The 20,513-nt window shown below is 66.0% G+C and carries 16 protein-coding genes; 1 reads left to right on the top strand and 15 read right to left on the bottom strand.

Going from position 1 to position 20,513, the window contains the following annotated elements; translation table 11 throughout:
• Positions 1 to 13: 13 nt before the first annotated feature.
• Both WFP39_RS08835 and WFP39_RS08830 read right to left on the bottom strand, forming a co-directional pair.
• Entirely contained in the window at positions 14 to 931 is a 918-nt protein-coding gene (locus WFP39_RS08835; RefSeq protein WP_336919086.1) for a hypothetical protein, read from the bottom strand.
• A complete protein-coding gene (locus WFP39_RS08830; RefSeq protein ID WP_336919085.1) occupies positions 928 to 1,956 on the bottom strand; it encodes a diacylglycerol kinase family protein in 1,029 nt (342 codons plus the stop codon). Before WFP39_RS08830 ends, WFP39_RS08835 begins: the two co-directional genes overlap by 4 nt.
• 149 nt (positions 1,957 to 2,105) lie before the next feature.
• Between WFP39_RS08830 and WFP39_RS08825 the strand changes: the two genes are divergently transcribed.
• Positions 2,106 to 3,302, top strand: coding sequence for a M20 metallopeptidase family protein (locus WFP39_RS08825; protein WP_336919084.1), 1,197 nt, complete (start codon positions 2,106 to 2,108; stop codon positions 3,300 to 3,302).
• Between the two features lie 4 nt (positions 3,303 to 3,306).
• On the opposite strand, the gene WFP39_RS08820 is transcribed toward WFP39_RS08825, so the two are convergent.
• The 13 genes from WFP39_RS08820 to WFP39_RS08760 all read right to left on the bottom strand — a co-directional run bounded on the left by WFP39_RS08820 (position 3,307) and on the right by WFP39_RS08760 (position 20,402).
• Complete coding sequence (locus WFP39_RS08820; RefSeq protein WP_336919082.1) at positions 3,307 to 4,230, bottom strand: alpha/beta hydrolase; 924 nt, start codon at positions 4,228 to 4,230, stop codon at positions 3,307 to 3,309.
• 25 nt (positions 4,231 to 4,255) lie between these two features.
• Positions 4,256 to 5,437: a cytochrome P450 gene (locus tag WFP39_RS08815; RefSeq protein ID WP_336919081.1), complete on the bottom strand. Its 1,182-nt coding sequence runs from the start codon at positions 5,435 to 5,437 to the stop codon at positions 4,256 to 4,258.
• A 206-nt stretch (positions 5,438 to 5,643) separates the two neighbouring features.
• The gene (locus WFP39_RS08810; RefSeq protein WP_336919080.1) at positions 5,644 to 6,606 is read right to left on the bottom strand and encodes an alpha/beta hydrolase; all 963 of its coding nucleotides are present in this window, start codon (positions 6,604 to 6,606) and stop codon (positions 5,644 to 5,646) included.
• Between the two features lie 22 nt (positions 6,607 to 6,628).
• Complete coding sequence (locus tag WFP39_RS08805; protein ID WP_336919079.1) at positions 6,629 to 8,323, bottom strand: CocE/NonD family hydrolase; 1,695 nt, start codon at positions 8,321 to 8,323, stop codon at positions 6,629 to 6,631.
• Positions 8,323 to 9,483, bottom strand: coding sequence for a CaiB/BaiF CoA transferase family protein (locus WFP39_RS08800; RefSeq protein WP_336919077.1), 1,161 nt, complete (start codon positions 9,481 to 9,483; stop codon positions 8,323 to 8,325). Before WFP39_RS08800 ends, WFP39_RS08805 begins: the two co-directional genes overlap by 1 nt.
• Positions 9,480 to 10,511 (bottom strand): TRAP transporter substrate-binding protein DctP, encoded by a 1,032-nt coding sequence (gene dctP / locus WFP39_RS08795; protein WP_336919076.1) that lies wholly within the window; start codon positions 10,509 to 10,511, stop codon positions 9,480 to 9,482. The genes WFP39_RS08800 and dctP overlap by 4 nt, the downstream gene beginning before the upstream one ends.
• Positions 10,508 to 11,806, bottom strand: a complete 1,299-nt coding sequence (locus WFP39_RS08790; RefSeq protein WP_336919075.1) for a 2-hydroxyacyl-CoA dehydratase subunit D — start codon at positions 11,804 to 11,806, stop codon at positions 10,508 to 10,510. The genes dctP and WFP39_RS08790 overlap by 4 nt, the downstream gene beginning before the upstream one ends.
• The gene (locus tag WFP39_RS08785) at positions 11,803 to 13,911 is read right to left on the bottom strand and encodes a CaiB/BaiF CoA-transferase family protein (protein ID WP_336919074.1); all 2,109 of its coding nucleotides are present in this window, start codon (positions 13,909 to 13,911) and stop codon (positions 11,803 to 11,805) included. The genes WFP39_RS08790 and WFP39_RS08785 overlap by 4 nt, the downstream gene beginning before the upstream one ends.
• The gene (locus WFP39_RS08780; RefSeq protein ID WP_336919072.1) at positions 13,908 to 14,786 is read right to left on the bottom strand and encodes a 2-hydroxyacyl-CoA dehydratase family protein; all 879 of its coding nucleotides are present in this window, start codon (positions 14,784 to 14,786) and stop codon (positions 13,908 to 13,910) included. Before WFP39_RS08780 ends, WFP39_RS08785 begins: the two co-directional genes overlap by 4 nt.
• 5 nt (positions 14,787 to 14,791) lie before the next feature.
• Positions 14,792 to 16,111: a TRAP transporter large permease gene (locus WFP39_RS08775; protein WP_336919071.1), complete on the bottom strand. Its 1,320-nt coding sequence runs from the start codon at positions 16,109 to 16,111 to the stop codon at positions 14,792 to 14,794.
• A complete protein-coding gene (locus WFP39_RS08770) occupies positions 16,108 to 16,563 on the bottom strand; it encodes a TRAP transporter small permease (protein WP_336919070.1) in 456 nt (151 codons plus the stop codon). Before WFP39_RS08770 ends, WFP39_RS08775 begins: the two co-directional genes overlap by 4 nt.
• The gene (locus WFP39_RS08765) at positions 16,560 to 17,669 is read right to left on the bottom strand and encodes a CapA family protein (RefSeq protein WP_336919218.1); all 1,110 of its coding nucleotides are present in this window, start codon (positions 17,667 to 17,669) and stop codon (positions 16,560 to 16,562) included. Before WFP39_RS08765 ends, WFP39_RS08770 begins: the two co-directional genes overlap by 4 nt.
• Positions 17,670 to 17,714: 45 nt before the next feature.
• A complete protein-coding gene (locus WFP39_RS08760; RefSeq protein WP_336919069.1) occupies positions 17,715 to 20,402 on the bottom strand; it encodes a TonB-dependent receptor plug domain-containing protein in 2,688 nt (895 codons plus the stop codon).
• Positions 20,403 to 20,513 lie beyond the last annotated feature (111 nt).

The following is a 20,513-nucleotide window of genomic DNA, read 5'->3' as shown; positions in this document are numbered from 1 at the left end:
GCTGAGGCGCGCCTCAGCGCAGTTTTCCCTCGCGCCACAATTGCCACACGACGCCCGGCGCGGCGAGCACGGGATGCGCCTCGCGCCAGGGGGTCATGGGAATGTGGATGCCGGTATGCCGCTCCACTTTCCACGCGGCATAGCGGCCCGCCCCGTCAAAGGTGCGCGCCGCGCGCAGCAGGCGGGCAATGTTGAGCGGCTTGCCCAACCGCCGGCGCCTGTTCCACCAGCGCAGCACGCTGGACCGCAGCGCAGGGGAAAGGTCAGGGCGGATCACGCCGCCAGCCTCGCTTTCGACCGCGATCCCTTGTGCGGCCAGCGCGGCAGGCAATAACCCGGCGAAATGCGCGGCATTGGCTTGCAGGATCGAATCCTCGCGCCCCGGCTTTTCCACGCGCAATTCGGCCTTGTAGGTGGCGCGGAACAGAGCGCGCCAGAACTCCTCCTCCGTGCCGCTGACAGGCCCGCAGGCGGCTGCGAGCCGCGCCGCCGTGCGCGCCGCCTGGCCCAGCGCGGCCAGCACCTGACCCTCCACATCGGCGCTGCCCGCGTGAACCAGCGCGCAAGGCTGGACGAAACGCGCCCAGATCGTGGTGTCGAGCGTATCGCCCCGGCACGCCTCGGCAAATTTGGCGAGGCTCATCGCGGCAATCTTGGCGCGCAGCGTTTCGCCCTCGTGCTCCCATTCGCGGTAGGATACGCGCGGCCACAAGCCCTTTTCCGCAGGGCCGGGCAATAGCAGGTAGTAATCCAGCACCCCGTCGAGCGAACCGGTGCGCAGATTGGAACCATAGAACAGCACCGCCGCATCCCCGGCCGCGTCGTTTTCCCGCGCCAGTCCCTGCGCAAAGGCGGTTATCGCCGGATGCACCTCGCGCGTCAGAACCCGCGCAAGGCGCGCATCAAGCTCTGCACCGCTGCTGCCTGTCACGGGACAATGAAATGCAGGCGCGGGCCAAGCCGCACCTGATACGAGCCCGCCGGAAAGGCCTCGCCATCCAGTATGAACCGATCGGCGATCTCCATGTCGAACCGGTCCAGTCCATGCGCCTGAAAGCCCAGCCGCCGCGCAGCCTTGCCCGCCCTGCCATAGAAGATCAAGGGCAGGCAAAGCAGGAGCGCGCGGCGCGGCGTGTCGAGCACACCCATGCGCAGCGGCGCGTCAATACCCTTGAACGGGCATAATCCCACCGGAAACCGTTCCAGCGTGCTGGCAAAGACCATATACCGTTCGTCCAGCGGCCCGCCGCCAGCATGCGGCAATTCCGCACCATCCGGCCCGCGCAGGCGTATCCGCGTGCCGCGCCGCCAGATATTGCCCGCCCTGCCGAACAGCGCCTGCAACACGCTCCAGGCCGTGGTCACACCCACGGCAGCGGCGTTGAACGCGCCGAAATCATGCGCGTCCTGCCCCAGGCTGATGGCCTGGGTGAAGGCGCCTGCGCCCAGCACGAAGCCGCGGACCTGCGCCGCGTCATTGTCGGTTTGCGCAACCACGATGGGGTGCCGCACCGCCACGCTTTGCCGCCGCGCCGCTTCCAGCGCCTGTGCCAATGTCCAGCCGGGTGCCACGCCCAGATCATAGGCCAGCGCATTGGTCTTGCCACTGGGCAGCACGATCAGCGTGGGCCAGGCATCGCCGAACACGCTGGCCCCGCAGGTCAGCACATCGCGCACTGTCCCGTCACCGCCGTCAACCACCAGCAGATCGACGGCTTTCGCGGCAAAATCGGCGAGGATCGCGGGCAATTCGTGGCGTTTGCGGGGCGAGGCGAGCAGGACGCCCGGAAGGTCGCCCAGATCGGCGCTGCGTCCTTCATTGCCATGGCTGCGCGGATTGCGGATCACCCCGACCAGCGGATCGGCCCGCAAGGCGGCAAGCGGCTGCGCTCCGCCCGAAGGCTGCGCGCCATCGGCCTCGTGCAATTGGTCGAACAGATGAATGGCACCGTGCATCTTGCGCTGCCTTAACCACGCAACGGGCAAAAATACATGGCAAATGTGCGCAAAGCAGGGCGTGCCCCTGGCGATTTGTCGCAAATGTGCCCGGATGCGGACGCTTTGCCGTCTGGCCTTGGACCAGAGGCCGCGATACGATGCCGCCCATGCTGACATCAAGCCTTCTCGCGGCCGCGCGCGATATCGAACCCCGGATCGTGGCGCTGCGCCGCGCGATCCATGCCGAACCCGAACTGGGCCTCGACACCCCGCTCACGCTCGCCAAGGTGCGCGCCGAGCTGGCGGACCTGCCGCTCGAATGGCGCACCGGCACATCGTGCACGGGTGCGGTCGCCACGCTGAAGGGCGCCAAGCCCGGCCCTTCGGTGTTGCTGCGCGGCGATATGGATGCGCTGCCCATGCCCGAAAATACCGGGCTTCCCTTTGCCTCCACCATTCCGGGGCGGATGCACGCCTGCGGGCATGACACGCACACCGCGATGCTGGCAGGCGCCGCGCGGATTCTGGCCGCACGGCAAAGCGAGATTGCGGGCGAGGTGCGCTTCATGTTCCAGCCGGGCGAGGAAGGCTGGCACGGCGCGCGCTACATGATCGAGGACGGCCTGCTCGATCCGCTGCCCGATGCCGCCTTTGCGCTGCACATCATGCCCAATTCACCGCACGGCGTGATCGCGGGCAAGAACGGGGCGATGCTGGCAGCGGCCGACCAGTTCGATATCGTGGTCAAGGGGCGCGGCGGCCATGCCAGCCTGCCGCATGACACCGCCGACCCGGTTCCGGCCGCCGCCGCCATCGTCTCCGCATTTCAGGCGATGGTCACGCGCCGCTTCTCTGCCGCAGAGGCAACGGTGGTGACCGTCTCGATGATCGAGGCGGGCACCGCGCACAACATCATCCCCGATCACGCCCAGATGCGCGGCACGATCCGCACGCTTTCGCCCGAACGCCGGGCGGCGGTGCACGCCGCCCTTGCCGAAGTGGCGCAGCACACCGCCCGTGCGCATGGCTGCGAGGCGGAGGTGACGATCACGCCGGGCTTCCCCGTCACGCTCAACGATCCGCGTGCGGTGACGCTGGCGGAAAACGTGGCGAAGGAGATGGGCGGCGAGGAAGGTTGGCAACGCCTCGCCCATTCGTTGATGGGCGCGGAGGACTTCTCCTATGTATTGGAGAAGGTGCCGGGCGCGATGCTGTTCCTGGGCGTGGCAAAGGACGGGGCGGACTGGAAAAGCTGCTGCGGCATCCATTCCAGCCGGATGATGGTGGACGAAAGCGTCCTGCCCAAGGGTAGCGCCTTTCTCGCCGCCTGCGCGCTGCGGTATCTTGAGCGCGGCTGGGAGTAGCGCGTCAGCGGGCGGGGATAATGCCCTGTTCGCGCATCCAGGCGAACAGGCGCGGGCCCCACAGATCCACCGTCATGCTGAAATTGGGCACCTGGTAAATGTGCAGTTCGGCGCTTTGGTAGGCGTCGTTCCAGATGCGGAAGACCTCGATCAGCCCGTCGGTTACCGCCCCGTGCTCGGCCTCCACCGCCATGAACAGCGGCGGCGCGCCGTCCCATGTCGCCACATCCTGCAAGGCAGGGCCGTAGATCGAGACGAGGAAATCGGGCTGTTCCTCTGCCGGGGCATTACGGTCGAGCAGCGCGCCGAACGCCACCCCGCCCCCCGCCGATGTGCCCATCACGCCGATGCGGTCAGGGTCGATATTCCACGCGGCCGCATTGTGGTGCAAGAGGCGCAGCGCCGTCTGCGCATCCTGCGTGGCAAGCCGCAGCACTTCATCCATCGCCGCGTTGCCCTGCGCCGGATTGGCATTGCCGTTGACGATCGTCATGCGCGGAAAGCGGGCGGGCGGCGCACCTTCAGGGCGCGGCGGGGGCGGGGCACTGGCGCGCGCGATCTCGTCGGGCGTCATTTGCAGCGTACGGTATTCGAGCAGCATCACCGCGACGCCTTGCGCCACCAGCGCGTCGATTTCGTCATACAAATCAGCGCCAGTGCCCAGTACGCGCAGACCGCCACCCGGCAGCATGACCAGCGCCGCGCCGCTGGCGCGTTCAGGGCGGGGGAGATGCAGTTCATAGACCGGCTGGCTTGTGTTGTAGACCTGCCGCCGCTCGCCATTCACGACTTCGACCCGCTCCTGCATCCAATGCGCGGAACCGGGCGCAGGGCCGTCATAAAGCGGGAGCCGCTCCGAATGTGCCATGGCAGGAAGGGCAGCCAGCGCGGCCAGCGCGGCGCATGAACTCAGTATCAGGCGGCGCATCGTCTCTCCCCTCGGCAACCGACGGTCAGGCAGGCGTGAAGCGCAGCGGTGTGCTGGTCGGCCCCAATTCGGGCAGGCGCGTCATCTCCAGCTCGCCGTTCAGCGCCAGTGCACTGGTACGCGCGAGCAGTTCCTCCAGGAAAATGCGCATTTCCAGCCGCACCAGCCCAGCCCCTGCGCACTGGTGCGCACCGCGGCCAAAGGCGAGATGCTGGCGGATATTTCCCCGATCGAAGCGGAAGGTGTCGGGATCGTCGAACACGGTCTCGTCCCGGTTGGCCGAGGCATAGACCATCGTCACCGGCACACCTTCGGGAATTACCCGCCCGTGCATCTCCACCGGGCAGGTGGTGGTGCGGGCAAAGCCGCGATAGGGCGAATAAAGGCGCAGAAACTCCTCCACTGCCGCCGGGATGCGATCGGGGTTCTGCCGCAGGTAATCCTGCAAGTCCGGGTTGCGCACCAGATGCACGCAGATCGCGCCGAACAGCGGCGGCGGCGCCATCAGGCCCACCACCAGCACCTGCCGGATGGTGGCGATGACATATTCTTCGGGGATCGGCCCATCGGGCGTTTCCTCGGCCAGCAGGGCGGAGGCCGGATCGGTCTCCACGGGGCGTGGATTGGCCTTGCGATCCTCCACCACGGCGGCGGCGACATCGTAGAGCTTGCCGCTAGTCTCGGCCACGGCTTCCATGTTCTCGCTGCGCCAGGCGATGTTGTAGAGGCGCGCGACCTCGGCCAGCAAGGGCGCGTGGCCGGGATCGAGATTGAGCCATTCGACTTCGACCCAGGCGGGGTAGATGGTGGCAAAATCGCTGGACATATCGCCTTGGCCTGCATCGATCATGCGCTGCAATTCGCGCTGCGCGTGGCCGCGCAGCACCGGCTCCATCGCGGCGATTCGGGCGCCGCGCAAAGTGCGGTCGAGCGCGCGACGGAAGGGCGTATGTTCGGGCGGATCCTTGCCCAGCGGCGGGCGCCTTTTGCCCAGCGACATATTGGGAATGACGTTGATCTTGGAGGTGATGAAGCGGTCGTAATCGGTCACCGCCGCAACGATATCGTCATAACGAGTCAGCGCGAAGAAGCCGCCATGCGCGCTCGACCAGGCGACCGGGCATTCCTTGCGCATCCGGCGGTATTCGGCGTGCGGGCTGTCGAAGGTTTCCTCCACATGCGGATCGAAATCGTCCCGCAGGGCCATGTCAGAAATTCCTTCGGTCACACCTGTCCCCTTGAGCTGTGCATTGCTCTGCGCCCATGAAGCGCGCCTGTGAAAGCGCTTACAGTATCGGGCAAAGGGGTGCAAGGCCCGTCAGCCATACGGGGCCAAAGCCCGTGCTGCCCTGCAAGCGCAGGCCAGTGAGGCGATGGCCCGCAGGGTTGGCGCCGCGGGCTATGGTTGGCGCTTCACGGCGTTGCCGGAAATTGCTTGCGTTCCACACTCCATCCATAGGTGGTGCACAGGCGGCACCCTTCGCCCACGAAACTGCGGCCGGCGTTCCGGTCGCCTTTCAGCTGCCAGTCGAGCCAATCCACCGCCACGCGCGCCCAATCGCCGCCATTGGCCAGCGCAAAGGTGCCGCCATGGCCCACCGGCAGATTGGCGAGCATCACCGGCACGTGAGAAATGCGCGCAAAATCATCGACGGCGTTGGGCCAGGCAATATCGCCGGGCCCGCCAATGACATAGGCCACCGGCGTATGCAGGCGGGCAAGGTCGTCCTTGCCGATCCGCACTCCGCTGAGGCCGCCATCGGCGCGAACATAGACGCCGCTGGCAAAGGCCATCACCGCGCTCACCCGCGGATCGGTGCCTGCTGAAAGGGCTTGCAAGCCGCCGCAGCTGTGGCCCAGCACCGCCACGCGCGCGGCATCGAGCCGTCCGTGCAGCGGATCGGCAGCATTGCCATTGGCGGCCACGGCCCATTCGATGCCGGCAAGCATCTGGTCCACGCTGGTTTCATCGGGCGTGGCGCGCGGGGGCTGGTTGGTCACCGCATTTTCAGGCAGCGAAGTGGGCGCAGGCGGCAATTCGGCCAGCACTTCGCGCTCTTCCCCCGGCGCGCCATTGGCAATCACGAAATAGCCGTGGCTGGCAATCTCGCGCAGGAAATGGCTGGCCGACAGGCCGTTATTGCGGCAGCCGCCATTGCCCCACAGCACCACCGGCACCGGGCCTTCAGGCCAGCGTTCGGGGCGGTAAAAGGTGTATCCGGGCGCGTCGTCGCGGGCAAAGGCCACGCCGCCCTGCGCCCCATTGCCGGCAGCCGCACCCAGCGGGCTCTCCGCCACACTGACGGACTGCGCCGCCACGCTGGTGCATCCGGCCAGCAGGAGGCTTGCCGCCATGACTCCCGCGATTGTTTTCATCGCCCGTTTTCCCTTCATTCTGTCACTCGGCCGCCAGCGGCAGGTCGATCCGCGATCCCGCGTCCCAGCCGGTCAGGATGGTGAATTGCGGCGGCGGGTCCTGCTGCACCTGCGCCAGATTGCGCTGGCGCGGATCGGCCCCGGTGATGACAAAGCGCAGGCGCGATCCCGCCTGTATCCGGCGCGACAGCGGCATCATGGCAATCGACAGCCGCGCCACTTCGCCTGTCGCCAAGGGCCGCGCATCGCGTTCCAGCCCCGAATGCCAGGGCAGGCCCAGATTGTCCCACGGCGGAGGGGCGGTGGCGCGGTGCGACAGCATCAGCCGGCCAAAGGACAGCATCCGCACTTCGCCCGCAGCCGTGGCTTCCTCCAGATAGACGAATACCTCACCATCGGGCGTGCTCGATGTCAGCGCGACATGCGCCACCGGATAGCCCAGCAGATCCAGCGGTCCGGAAAGCGGCGCGCTGTCATAGACAATGCCATGCGCATCGGCAGGCGCAGGCCAGAAGGCGAAATATTCGCCGCCGGGCACGTTGTAATTCACCGCGAACAGATCCGCCCCGTCGACTGCGCGCGCCGAAAGACCGCCGCGCTCTGCGCCGTCATGGGGGGCAAGATACCAGGCCTGCGTGGTGGAGAGGCTGCCCGGCAAGGCTTCGCCGGTTCGGTATTCGCCTTCGCCCGGCCCCGTCTCCACCCAATAGGTGACCGGCGGCTGCGCGGCAAAGCCGTTATCCGCGCCCTTCAGGTGGTGGTCGAAGAAGCGCACCACTTCGCCAGCGAAATCGAACCCGGCAGGCGCCACGCAATGGCTGCCCGGCCCGATCAGCAGGCGGCTGCCCAGGTTCTGCGCGGCGATGATCGCCTGCGCGGTCGGCTCGTCTTCCCAATTGCTCCACCAATAGGTAGCGATCCCGGCATTGCGGATCGTCTCGGCATGGCGCCAGATCGCCACCTCGTCCCAGAAGGCATTGCCGGTGAAGGCGGAAACGCTGTCGCGGTAGGGCATACCGTACCAGAGCGGGCCCATCGGCGTGTTGCCCGCATGTTCGGCCACCGCGGCGCGCAGCAGGGTGCCATCATCTCCGTCCACCGGCACGCTGGCGAGGTCGACCTCAAGCGGCTCGTCAGGCCTTGTGTTGAACTGCGCGGTGATCCCACCATCGCGGACGAAGGCGTATTTGTCCCAATCGGTTGCGCCAATGAACGCCGCGCGCAGGGATGGCGGCGCAGTGCTCGCCGTGTGCGTGACCGTGCCGCCCAGATAGGAGCAGCCGATCATCCCCACATCGCCGCTGGAAAAGGGCTGGCGCGCCAGCCATTCGACCAGATCGTGGCCGTCCTGCGCCTCTGTCCGGTCCTGAAAGCCGCGCCGCGTGCCGAAACTGGCGCCCTTGCCGCGAATGTCGGCCACCGCCACGACATATCCCGCACGGATCAGGCTGCGCAGCGCCAGATTGTCGCCCAGCGCGGTTTCCTGCACCTGCCCCCGCTCATCGACAAAGCGCGCACGGTAGGGGGTGAAGACGAAAATCACCGGCAGCCGTTCGCCCGCCACCGCATCGCCACGGGCCGGGCGGTAGATATTCACGGCAAGCCGCGTGCCGTCGCGCACCGGGACATACAGCGATTGCCGCTGCACATCCGGATATGGCTGCGCCCAGGCGGAAACGGGCAGAAGAACTGCGAGCAGCAGCGCAAGAAAGCGCATTATTCGTCCTCGCTTGCCAACCATTGCAGAATCTCCTCCCGGTTCTCGTCCAGCCGCGGTGGCGGTGCGTTTACGCCGGGCGCACCCGGCTCCATGCGAAAGCCGACATTGGGCACAGCCACATCGCCGCCGCCCGGAATGCCTTCGATCGCCAGCGGCATCAGCGCATCGGGCCGGCACAGTTTCGCCGCCTCGCTCACCCGCCGCACCTTGCCACAGGGGATGCCCGCGCCGCTCAAATCGCGTTCCCATTCCTCCGCCGTGCGGGTGACAAAGATCGCCTGCAACGCGCCATACATCGCGTCAAAATTGGCGCGCCGCGCATCGGCGCTGGCAAAGCGCGGATCGGTCAGCCAGCTTTCCTGCCCCAGATTGCGCGCAAGGGCGGCAAACTGGTTGTCCTGCACCACGCCCAGCGAGACATGCCGCCCGTCCTTGCAGGTGAACAGACCCGCCGTGGGCAGCTCGCTATAGCCGGTATTGCCCAGCCGTTTGAGCGAATTGCCGGTGACGAGGAAAGGCGTCAGCGCCGAGGTCATGAAGGCCATGCTGGCATCGAGCATCGCGACATCGATGAAACAGCCCTGCCCCGTTCGCTCGCGCTGCACCAGCGCGGCCAGAATCGCCACGGCCGCCGTCTGCCCGGTCAGCGTGTCGACGATGGGAAAGCCCACGCGCACCGGCGGATCGCCTTCGGCCCCGCTCAGCATCATCATGCCGCTGGTCGCCTGCACGATATTGTCGATCGCGGGCCAATCGCGCTGCGGGCTGTCCTGCCCGTATCCCGATACCGAGCAGAACACGATATCAGGCCGCAGCGCCTTGACCGCCTCGTAACCGAAGCCCAGCCGGTCGATCACTCCGGGGCGGAAGTTCTCGATCAGCACATGGCTGCGCGCGATGATTCGGCGGGCGATGTCCTTGTCGCCTTCGTCCTTCAGGTCGAGTGCGATCGACTTCTTGCCCGCATTGGCGGCGATGAAGGCGGGACTCATCCCGTCGAATTCACGGTTCGATCCGTAATTGCGGAACTGGTCGCCGCCCTTGCTTTCGATCTTGATCACCTCTGCCCCCAACAGGCGCAGGATATGCGTGGCAAAGGGGCCGGCCATCACATGGCTGAAATCGGCAATCCGGATGCCGGCGAGCGGCTGCGTCACGAGATACCTCCACAAGAAACCTGGTCGCGCGCCGGGATGCTGGCGCGGGCGAGGCGGAACACCGACAGGCCATCGATGCCGAAACGTTCAAGCGAGCGGGCATTGGCCTCGCCATCGCGCAGATAGATCGCGTCAAACCGCGCCTGATCCTCCGCGCTGGCAGGGGTAATGGTTATGCGTCCCTTGCCGACTTCGCGCCCGGCCGCTTCGGACTGGCGAATTTCGTCCGCCAGCGCGGCTTCCCACACCGCACGGCTGCGCGTCAGCAGCTCGCGCTGCCACGGCTCCAGCGTGTTCCAGCGCCGACTTCCCATGGCGCGTGCGGGGTAAGCGCCGCGCGGCACGCGCAGTTCGTAGAAATAGCGGGCAACCTCGGCAAAATGCAGCGCGCGGAAGGTGTCGGGCGGGGCGACCACGCCGTCGATCACGCCCTTGGCAAGCGCGGAATAGACTTCACCCATGGGCATGTTCACCGGGTCTGCGCCCAGGCTGGCAAGCACGGGGAGCAATTCGGTGGGCGCGCGGATGCGCAGGCCGCGCAAATCGTCGAGGCTCTGCACCCGGCGGTTGCGCGTCAATATGCCGGGCAGAAGGCCGCCCTGCACCGCGAGGACTTCCAGCCCTGCCAGCTCGGTCGAGATTTGCGGCACGCGTTCTTGCAGGCAGGCGAACACCGCGAGCTGGCTCTCCACGCTGTCCGCGCCGCTGTAAAAGCCCGATTGCACCCGGATCAGATGCGTGCCGCCGCGCACATAGATGGGGGTGATGAGGCCAATATCGGCGACGCCGTGGCGCAGCTCGGTCATCGACATGTCGGCCGACAAAAGCTTGCCCGACCATTGCGGCTTGATCACCAGCCGCCCGCCCGATTCCTGCGCGACAAAATCCATCCACCGCTGATCCGCCCGGCTGAACGGGTGGCTGGGGGGATAGGGCGTGGCATAGGTCAGCTCGGTCACACCCGGCGGCACTTCGCGTGCGCACGACGCCAGCAGCAGAGCCGCAAGGATGGCGAAAAGCCGCGTCACGCCAGCCCCCGCCGCTGCAGGAAATCGGCCACCATTCCCACCATCCGGTCGTGATCCCACACACGCGCATCGACCATATCGGCATCGATCATCAGCACCGGCACACCTGCGGCTTCCAGCGCCTGCGCGGTGATCTTGTTGCCCGATTGCGACAGGCGGTTGTCGGGCGGCAGCAGCACGACGGCGGCATCAATGCCGCACCGCTCCGCCTCGCTCGTCATCCATCCGCTCATCCACGGGGGGAGATGCAGCGTCTCGTTCATGCTGGCGACGCGGCTGGCTAGCGCTTCCATCGGCTTGCCCTGCAAATCGCGAATATAGGCGGGGCCGGCAAAGGGCATGTACATCGACCAGACGAAAACCGCGCCCAGGCTTTCCTCCAGCGCCTGGTAAAAGCCCGGATCGTGCCACACGCCCGCGCCAATCCACATCAGGCGCAGCTTTTCATTGGTGGACGCGCCCTCGCCCGCCGCAATCTTGGCCTGCACCTCGTCACGGAACTTCTTCGCATGCGCCACTGCCCAGTCGGAGCCCCGGTGCCATTGCGGGATCATCGTGTTGGGCATCTGTTCGGCGATCGATACGGGGCAAGGCCGCGCGGTGCCAATCGCTTGCGCGGCTTCCCAGATATAGCCTTCCTGCACATTGATCTGTTCCATCAGGTGATGGAACTTTGCCTCATCGAACTTGCGCCCCGTGCGGTTTTCGAGCAGCGCGATCAGATCGGCCATTTCGCGCACCATCTGCGCGATGCGATCAGGCTGATAGACACGCATCCATTCATCGCGCGCATGGGCGAACCAGCGCGGATCCTTGTCCACCCAAGCAGGGGCCTCCATCGGGAAGAATTCGCTGCCCAGCAGATGGGCCCACTGGCCGAACACCTGCTGGATACAATCGCAGGTCAGCCGCGCGACGAGCACCGTGGGCGTGGGCAGGCCGCCCCAGGGCGCGGTTTCCGGCTCGTTCGCCACCGTGCAGGCGAGGCCAAGCGAGCAATACTTACAGCTGTTGGCCGGGTATCCCGCTTCCACCAGCTTGTCGAAATAGCGGGTCGAGAGCTGCTTGGCGGAGATATAGGCGCTCCACCACTGGTTGGTGACGATGGGGATGTCCATCGCGTGGAAAATCTCGTGCGGGGTATCGGCCTGCACGATGGCATAGGGCTCGCGCTCCTCCACCACGCGGCGGCGCAGATCGGCGCCGAACGCCTTCTGATAGGCGGTCGCCTCGCTTGTGCAGGCGAGCGTCTTGCGGCTGCGCTGATTGGCCGAAGTCTTTGCGTCAGCGCTCACCGGAATACTCCCATTGCGTCAAGGCGGGCGATCTCGTCCTCAGCCAGCCCGCACAGTTCGCGCGCGATTTCGTGCGAATGCTCGCCCATGCCCGGTGCGCGGAACGGCTGGAGCTGATCGCGCGAAAAGCGGATGGGCGTTGCCACATGGCCGAACGGCCCCAGCAGCGGATGGTCGAGAGTGACCAGCGCGCCGCGTGTCGCAATCTGCGGGTCGCGTTCCATCAGATCCTCGCAATCCTGCAAGGCGCCCGCGGCAAGGCCCGCGGCCTGCAGGGTTTCCGCCGCTTCGTGATCGCTGCGCGCGGCAGTCCACGCCGCCACATCCGGCCCGGTGATCGCCAGCAGCGCGGCGTGATCCTGCGCGGTGGGGCAGGAAATCGCCACCCAGCGATCATCGCCCGCACACGGCAGCACGTCCTGCCAGAACACGCGCGCATCGGCATTGCCGCTGCGCTGCGGGCGTTCGCCCCGTTTGGCAAGGCTGAGATAGTCGCGCATCTGCTGCACGCAAATCTCGTACATGCTCGCATCGATATGACATCCCTGTCCGGTCCGGCGGCGGTGCTCCAGCGCGGCGGCGACATGGCCTGCCATCACAAAGGGCACGATCACATCGCCATAAGGCACCGCGCCGGGGATGACGGGGTCACGATCGGGATAGCCGGTCAGGTAAGTGCGGCCCGACAGCGCGCCGCCCGTGCCATCCACGCCCCATTCCTGCGCCAGCGGCCCGGTCTGGCCGAACACGCTGCCCGATACCATCACCAGCGCGGGATTGCGCCGGATCAGGCTGTCGTAATCCAGCCCCAGCTTGGCCATGGTGCCGGGGGAGAAGTTCTCCACCACCACATCGGCCCAGTCGATCAGCGGATCGAGAATGGCGCGCGCTTCGGGCTTCTTGAGATCGAGCGTCAGGCTTCGCTTGGAGGTATTGAGATGCGCGAACCACGGCTTGTCATCGAGGCTGGTCGCGCTGGATGCGGATACCTGCACATCCAGGCGCGCCAGATCGGGGCGGCTGCGCGTTTCGATCTTCACGATTTCCGCGCCCAGATCGCCCAGCGTCTTGGTGGTGATCGAACCGACCAGCGCCCAGGCGAAATCGAGCACTTTCACGCCCGACAGCGGGCCAGAACGAGCTTTGGGGCGCTTGCCCGTGGGGATGGCGGGAGCGGATGCAACCGGACCGGGCCTTATGCTGGCAAAGCGCGCAGGCAGGCCGTCTGGCGTATCCAGAAAACCGCGCGCGGCAAGGTGCTGATCCGCCAGCACATCGGCCGGCTCGTTCACCACACAGGCGTTGATCCCCCGGCGGCGCCCTTCGCTGGCAATCTCGGCCTTGGTGCGGCTGCGGAAGAAGTCGGCCATTGCCGCTTCCCATTGCGCGCGGGTTTCGGCAGGCAGAGTGGAGCGGTTATAGGCGAGCCAATCAACGCCTTGCATCGGGTTGGGAAAGCCGCACTCGTCCATCCAGTCCGACAAGCCCTTATTGGCGGGCGCGCCCAGCCGCCCGGTCATCAGCGCGTGGAAGCACCAGCCATCCGCCAGCCGCCAGATCACGCGCACCTTGGCGCGGCCATAGGCGATACAGCCCCCGGCACGGTCGAGCTTGCGCCGGTCGAACTGCCACACCAGCACGCCGTTGATATTGCGGCTCATCGCCACCTGCTGAATGGAAACATCGACATGCTGGCCCGCACCGGTATCGCCGCGTGCGAAATGCGCCGCCATGGCCCCGGCAGCCGCGACCATGTCGGCATGGAAGGTGCAGGCATCGCCCGCTTCCTTGACCGGCTTTTCACCTGGTTCACCCGTCAGCCGCAGCGCGCCGCCAACCGCCGAGGCGACAAGTTCACCCCCCTTCCAGTGGCTGCGGGGGCCGCCCGAACCGAACGGCGTGACCGAGACATGCACCGCGCTGTCCGGGATGCCGAGATCGCGCGTGGATTCCAGCCCCAGATCATCAATCACGAAGCTGGCGCCCGCCACCGACCCGCCCAACTCTGCCCCCAGCGAGGCGAGGTAGCGCGCCAGCGGCCGATCCGCCATATCGCCCAGCACGGCGACGCGGTGTCCCTGAAGTGGCGTCACGGGGGACGTCATTGACCAAGTCCTTGCAGAAAAGTGGCAATCTTGTCAGCCGCGCCGTCCCGGCCCAGCCAATCGGTTCTTGTCAGGATGAGGTGCGGAAGGCCCGATGCCTCCAGCGCACGGCGTTCGGCTGGCAGGTGCCAGCATTGCGCCTCGTCCTCCTCGATCCGCCACAGCACCACGACGGCAGCGCCGCTGGCGGCGATACGCTGGCGCAGCACTTCGGCGGGATCGGCAAAGCTGCGCGGCCCACCATGGCGGGAATGCAGGGCGATGCCGATTGCCGCGGCAGGATCGTCAGTGCCCGTGCCGACAGGCTCACCCAGGGCCATCCAGTGCTGCGCCAGCGTATCGCCCATCGGCACAAAGCCCGCAGACTCGACCACCTGATGCAAACGCAGATCGGGCGGAGCCGAACCCACCAGCAGGCAGCGCGGCCCTTCGGCCAAAGCCGGCACTTTCGCCCGCCGCGCATTCGCCTCGGCAATCGCGGCTTGCAGTGAAGCATCGCCAACGCCCAGCCGATCCGCCAGCGCGCGCACCTCGGCCACCGTGCGATCGCGGCTGATATCGCGGGGAATACGGGCAATGTCGAAAATCAGCGGCTCCGGACCCTTCGCCTCGCCCAGCCGCCGCAATTCGCAAATGTAGTAGTAGAGCCGCTGCGATGTATCGTCCGCCCGGCTGAACAGCACCGCGTCGAGGTGATCGTAAGCCCCTTCCAGCCAGCATTCCAGCACGGGCGCCGCCCATGGGGCAAACTTGCTTTCCAGCCAGCGCGACGCCTGCGGGGCATCGCGATCGGGCGTGAAGGGCAGCGGCCCGCCATGCTTGCCCGCGGCCAGCAGCACTTCGTGCGGCAGTTCAGGGCCGGCAATGCCGATCATACAGGTCAACTCCCCAGAACTTCAGGCAGCCACAGGATCATGGCCGGGAACAGGATCAGCAGCAGCAGGTGGAAAAAGTCGCTGGCAAGGAAGGGCAGCACGCCGCGGAAAATGCGGCTGATCGACACGTCCTTTGCCACGCCCTGCATGACGAAAAGATTGATCCCTAACGGCGGGGTGAGGAAGCCCACTTCCATCGCGCGCACCAGGAACACGCCGAACCAGATCGCGGACAGCCCCGTGCCTTCGACAATCGGCAGCAGGATCGGCGTCATCAGCAGCATCAGCGCAAGGCCGTCCAGAATCGTGCCGAGCAGCAGCAGGATTAGCGCCACCAGCAGCAGCGTGCCGAAGGTGCCAAGGCCCAGCCCTTCCACCATCGCGCCAGCCGCATCGGCAAGGCCGGTGACGCTGACAAAGATCGAGAAGATCAGCGCGCCGATGATGATGAGGAAGATAAGGCCCGTGGTGCGCAGCGTCTCGTGAAAGGCGGTGAACAGCGTGTCGCGGTTGAGCCGCCCGCGCAGCGCGGCAATCAGCAACGCGCCTGCCGCGCCGATGGCGGCGGCTTCGGGCGGGCTGATCCAGCCCATTGCAATCCCGCCGATCACCAGCGCCACCAGTGCGCCGATTTCCCAGATCCTGCCCAGGGCCTGCCAGCGCTCGCTCCACGGGGCTCGTTCGCCCGCCGGGGCCAGATGCGGACGCAGCCGCACCAGAATGAACACCACCAGCGCATAGAGCAGCGCCTGCGTGATGCCGGGGATGATCGCGGCGGTGAACAGGCGACCGATCGATGCCTCGGCAATGATGCCGAACACGATCAGCGCGCCCGATGGCGGGATCATCTGGCCCAGTGTGCCGCCCGCCGCGATGGTGGCGGTAGACAGTCCCTGATCATAACCGCGCTTGCGCATTTCGGGATAGGCGACAAGGCCCACCGTGGCCGTGGTGGCAAGGCTCGACCCGTTGATCGTGCCAAACCCCGCGCACCCCGCGATCGAGGCATAGGCAAGCCCGCCGCGCCGGTGACCAACCATTTTGGCGGCCGCGTCGAACAGGTCGCGGCTGGCATCCACCGCAAAGAAAATCTGCGCCATGAACAGGAACAGCGGCAGCGTGCCCAGTTCATACCGGGTGAAGGTATCCACCACCACCACGCCGCCCTTGATCAGCGCCGCCTCTGGCCCCAGCACCAGCGCCAGCCCGCCAAGGCCGACCAACCCCAGCACCGCGCCGATGCGCCCGCCTGCCAGCAACAGCACCAGCAGGATCGCCACGCCGACAAGTCCGGTGGCAGCGGTATCGTAAAGCATCTGGCTCATGTGCGCGGGCTCCTCCGCACGATCCGCCAGGCCAGGATGCCGGCAACGGCCAGCAGCACGCCATTGGCGATCATCCGCAGCAAGGCCCACGGCACGCCCACGACTTCGCTCTGCTCATGCCCGCCCCACAATTCGACCGACAGCCAGACCGAGCCTGCCAACAGCGCCAGCACGAAAAGCAGCGCGAGCAGATCGGAGAAGCGGTCTGCCAATACGCGGCGTGCAGGGGACAGGCGATCCACCAGAATGCGCACGCGCGCGTGCGAATCGTCCAGCGTGGCGATGATCAGGCCGAATGTGCCCGATACCAGCACGATGGCCTGCATCAGCTCGATGGACCCCGGCAGCGGTGCGCCGATCGCCCTGCCGATCACCGCCAGCGTATCGGTGGCAGTGGCGGCCAGCAGCGCCAGCCCGCCGATCCAGATGCAGAAGCGCTTCGCCCGGTTCATGCGGGCGCAACCCTGCCATCAGCGGCAATGGCGATGGGCGGAAGACCTGCCGCCACGGTAATCTGTTCGATATAGGCGGAAATGGCATGTGCCTGATCGCCGGTGGCGGGCACCGGACGCCCCGGCGCTTCGATGAAAACCGGAACTATTCCCGGCGTGATCGTGCCATCAGGCGCGATGCGCAGGCGGCCGATGAAGGCGTTGACCGCTTCGGGATGAAACGGCGCGAGGAAATAGGCCGGGTCGGGCTCGAACCCGAACAGCTCCTTGCGCTTTTGCGCCCATGCGGCGCGTGCCGGATTGTCCTGCTGCGGCGAAAGCGCGCGCGTCACCACGCAGCCATTGCCGAGGCCATGGAAGATCGGCTTGCCGCGATGAAACTCGATCCCGCGCGCGATATGCGCATGGTGGGCAATCACCGCATCGGCTCCGGCGCGGATCGCGGCATGGGCGATCGGGCGTTCATAGGGGGCAAGGCGGGCGGGCGTGTGCACGATGCCCTTGTGCAGCGCGACCAGCACCGTGTCCGCCTGCCGCCGGGCCGCGGAAATATCCTCGGCCAGGATGAAAAAGGCATCGGGATGCACCGCTTCCAGATCGGCGCGCGGCGATACGGGCGCGCTATCCTTTGCGATCATCGGCAGAAAAGCGCAGCCGGCCTTGTCCTGCGTTGCCCAGGCAAATTCCGGCCCCACGCAATTGTAGCTGAGCAAGGCAATGCGCCGACCCTCGACTGTCGCAATGGCGGGCGCACGCGCCGCCGCCAGATTGGACCCGGCACCGGCATGAAGCACGCCCGCTTCCTCAAGCGCTGCAATCGTGTCCTCTATGCCCACCGCGCCGCAATCGGCGATGTGATTGCCCGCCAGACTGACCATGCCAAAGCCCGCATCGGCCAGCGCTGCGATATTCTCCGGCGGGGCGCCGGGGGCGGGCACATCGCCCGACACTTCCAGCTGGGCCGCTGTATGCGGCACTTCCAGATGGCCGATAGCAAGGTTGGCGCTGTGCAGGATGGGAGCAATGGCCGACAGGAAGTGCGCGGCATCGGGCTCATCCAGAACCAGATCGCCCGTTACCAGCACCTCCACCGCCATTTCCTGCATCAACTGACCAACCTTGCCATTCCGGCCCCTGGCGGTGCGTGCCGGTCAGAAGACCAGCCGCGCACCCAGGGCAAAGACCCGGCCAATCGGGTTGGAAGCCGTGGCATCGTATCCGCCACTGCCGTTCCCGCCCGGCGCCAGATTGACGTAAGGCGGATCGATATCAAACACATTGCGCACTTCGCCGGTGATCGACAGGCCTTCGAGCAGCGTGCCCGGCATTTCCTGGCCGAAGCGATAGGTCACGCTGAGGTCGATGGGGGTATAGCTGCCCACCGGCTCGTTGGGGGCAATCGCAGTATTGGTGTACCCGCCCACATGCGTTGCCAGCACGCGGGCACTGATCGGGCCATGTTCCCAGTCTGCCGAAACCCGCGCCTTGAACTTCAGCGGCTGGAAGATCTGGTTCAGCCGGTCCTGCGTGGCGGCGGTGGGGGTGGTCGCCACCTTGTAATTGATCAGATAGGTGCCGCTGGCCGACAGCGTCAGCGTGTCGTTTGCCGACACATCGATCAGATAGCTGCCCGCAAAGTCGATACCGCGCGTGATCGACTTGCCCAGATTGCGGCTGCGGCCGTCCACGAAGATGTCGACCGTGTTGATATCGCCGCCGGTGATCGGCGTGCCCAGCAACACAATGCCGGCGTTCAGCAATTCCTGCACCCGGTCGCGGGCGGCAGTGCCGCGCAGGATCACCCCGGTGCCCTCATAATCCGCCGCCTGCGTCAGGATGGCGAGGTTGGACAGGTTGGCGATGACCTGGTTGGAATAATCGACATTGAAATAGGTGAGCGACAGGCGAAGGTTCGGCACCGCATCAAAATCTGCCCCGACCGACCAGGTGGTGGCGGTTTCGGGTTTCAGATCGAGATTCTGGCCAGACAGCGCAAAGCCCAACAGGGTCGCGCCGCCCGCCGGATTGGTGTATTGCTGACCGAACAGGTTGTTCGAATTGCCGTAGATTTCAGGCAAAGTCGGCGCACGGAACGAGGTGCCATAGCTGCCGCGCAGCGTGAGGCCATCGGTCGGCGTCCAGTTCACCCCGATCTTGGGATTGGTGGTCTTGCCTGCATCGCTGTAGCTGTCGTGACGGATTGCCGCGTTGATCGTCAGCTCTTCAAAGCCGGGAACCGCATTGCCTGCGCCGAAGATCGGCAACAGCACTTCGATATAGCCCGAATCGACCGTGCGGCCGAAATTGCGGAAGGTGATCGGCGTGCCCGGATTGCCCCGCGCCGTGCCCAGCGCCACCTCGAATTCCTGCCGCTCGTAACCGGCCGCCACTGCCACCGTGCCGCCCGGCAATTCGAACAGCGGGCCATTGGCGCGCGCTTCGTAGACGGTCAGATCGCCATTGGTTGGTGCGAGGAACAGCTGGTTGAAAATGCCGCTGAGGACGGCTGCGTTGGTGCGGCCGAGCCCATAGGGATCGAACGCCAACTGCGGATTGCTGCTGGCCAGCGCCGCGTTGAGCGCGGCGTTGTTCAACCCGTCATACGAGCCGGAAAAATCGCGCGTTTCCCCGATGCCGACCAGCGCTTCGGCGGTCCACCCGCCGGGCAGGTTGAAACGCAAACCGGGCGTCACCTGCCAGCTCTTGGCATAGCCCGTGGTGCCGGTGATCGGGTAATCGTTTTCAAAGCTGTAATCGATGAAATAGCTGGTGCCGGTGAAGAAATCAGGGCGCACGAAGAAGGCGTTCGTCTGCGGCACGGTCAAGCGCACGCTGGGCGTTGCCGCGCGCCGGTCGAAGTCGCGGCGCGACCAGAAGGCATCGGCGAAGATTTCGACCCATGGCGCAATTTCGTAATCGAATGTGGCGTTGGCCGACTTGTATTCCTGCCGCGGGAACAGGTCCTGTCCCGGATTGGTCTCGCACAGATTGCGCGTGCCTGCGGTGATGGCGTTGGCATTTGCCTGCGTATACTGCTCTGGCAGCGCATAGGTGGTGGTGCCGATTACCAGCGTGCCCGGCGCGCAGCGCGTGGTGCGGTAATCGCGGCCGCCAAATGCGGTCTGATCGGCGGTGAAGAAGTCACGGTCATCACCACTCAGGCGCGAGCGGCGCACATGCTCATAAGCGACCATGAATTGCCCGCCATCGAACATATCGCCAAACGCGACGCCCATCGCGTTTTCGTCAAAATCGGCGCGGTCGGCAAAGCCGTAACGGGCAAACATTTCCAGCCCGTCCAGATTGCGGCGCGGGATCAGGTTGACCACGCCGGCCACGGCGTCCGAGCCGTAAATGGCCGATGCGCCATCGGCCACCACTTCCACCCGCTGCACGCCCAGCGTGGGCAGGACCGAAGGATCGGTCGAGCGCGAATTGTTCACCACGCGGTGCCCGTCAATCAGCACCAGCGTCGCATAGGGACCGATGCCGCGCAGGTTCACGGTGTTGCCGTACACGATATTGCCCGAACCGCCCGTCTGCGCGCGCGAGTTTTCGGAAACGCCGAGGTCAAAGTTCTGCGGCAGTTCCTTGATGATGCGGTCGATGGTGACGCCCGCGGATGTCTCGATATCCGCACGGCCCAGCACCGTTGCGGCAGAGCCCACTGGCACCTCGGCAATGCGGCTGCCGGTGACCACGATGGTATCGGCGCGCGGTTCTTCCTCGGCCTCCTGCGCGATGACTGCAGGGCTCCACACCAGGGACGAGACCGCGATGGTTGCCAGCGAGGCCGAACGCAGCAGCATCTCGGCACGATTCCCCTTCAGTTTCAGCATCTCAACCTCCCATGCACTTAGCGGGGCCGGTTGTCCGACCCTTCCCTTGATGCTGCGACATCCCCCTTCCGGCCTGAAAGCGCAATCATTACTTTGCCGACAAGATTGTTG

The sequence above is a fragment of the Alteraurantiacibacter lauratis genome, from assembly GCF_037154155.1.
GTDB classification, from domain to species: domain Bacteria; phylum Pseudomonadota; class Alphaproteobacteria; order Sphingomonadales; family Sphingomonadaceae; genus Alteraurantiacibacter; species Alteraurantiacibacter lauratis.
The sequence above is the reverse complement of the archived record's forward strand: the minus strand, read 5'-3'. Positions and strand labels throughout refer to the sequence as shown.

Excerpts from the sequence above, each read along its gene's own strand:
- WFP39_RS08830 (WP_336919085.1), bottom strand. The coding sequence starts at position 1,956 with ATGCACGGTGCCATTCATCTGTTCGACCAATTGCACGAGGCCGATGGC.
- WFP39_RS08825 (WP_336919084.1), top strand. The coding sequence starts at position 2,106 with ATGCTGACATCAAGCCTTCTCGCGGCCGCGCGCGATATCGAACCCCGG.
- WFP39_RS08820 (WP_336919082.1), bottom strand. The coding sequence starts at position 4,230 with ATGCGCCGCCTGATACTGAGTTCATGCGCCGCGCTGGCCGCGCTGGCT.
- WFP39_RS08815 (WP_336919081.1), bottom strand. The coding sequence starts at position 5,437 with ATGGCCCTGCGGGACGATTTCGATCCGCATGTGGAGGAAACCTTCGAC.
- WFP39_RS08810 (WP_336919080.1), bottom strand. The coding sequence starts at position 6,606 with ATGAAAACAATCGCGGGAGTCATGGCGGCAAGCCTCCTGCTGGCCGGA.
- WFP39_RS08805 (WP_336919079.1), bottom strand. The coding sequence starts at position 8,323 with ATGCGCTTTCTTGCGCTGCTGCTCGCAGTTCTTCTGCCCGTTTCCGCC.
- WFP39_RS08785 (WP_336919074.1), bottom strand. The coding sequence starts at position 13,911 with ATGACGTCCCCCGTGACGCCACTTCAGGGACACCGCGTCGCCGTGCTG.
- WFP39_RS08780 (WP_336919072.1), bottom strand. The coding sequence starts at position 14,786 with ATGATCGGCATTGCCGGCCCTGAACTGCCGCACGAAGTGCTGCTGGCC.
- WFP39_RS08775 (WP_336919071.1), bottom strand. The coding sequence starts at position 16,111 with ATGAGCCAGATGCTTTACGATACCGCTGCCACCGGACTTGTCGGCGTG.
- WFP39_RS08770 (WP_336919070.1), bottom strand. The coding sequence starts at position 16,563 with ATGAACCGGGCGAAGCGCTTCTGCATCTGGATCGGCGGGCTGGCGCTG.
- WFP39_RS08765 (WP_336919218.1), bottom strand. The coding sequence starts at position 17,669 with ATGCAGGAAATGGCGGTGGAGGTGCTGGTAACGGGCGATCTGGTTCTG.
- WFP39_RS08760 (WP_336919069.1), bottom strand. The coding sequence starts at position 20,402 with ATGCTGAAACTGAAGGGGAATCGTGCCGAGATGCTGCTGCGTTCGGCC.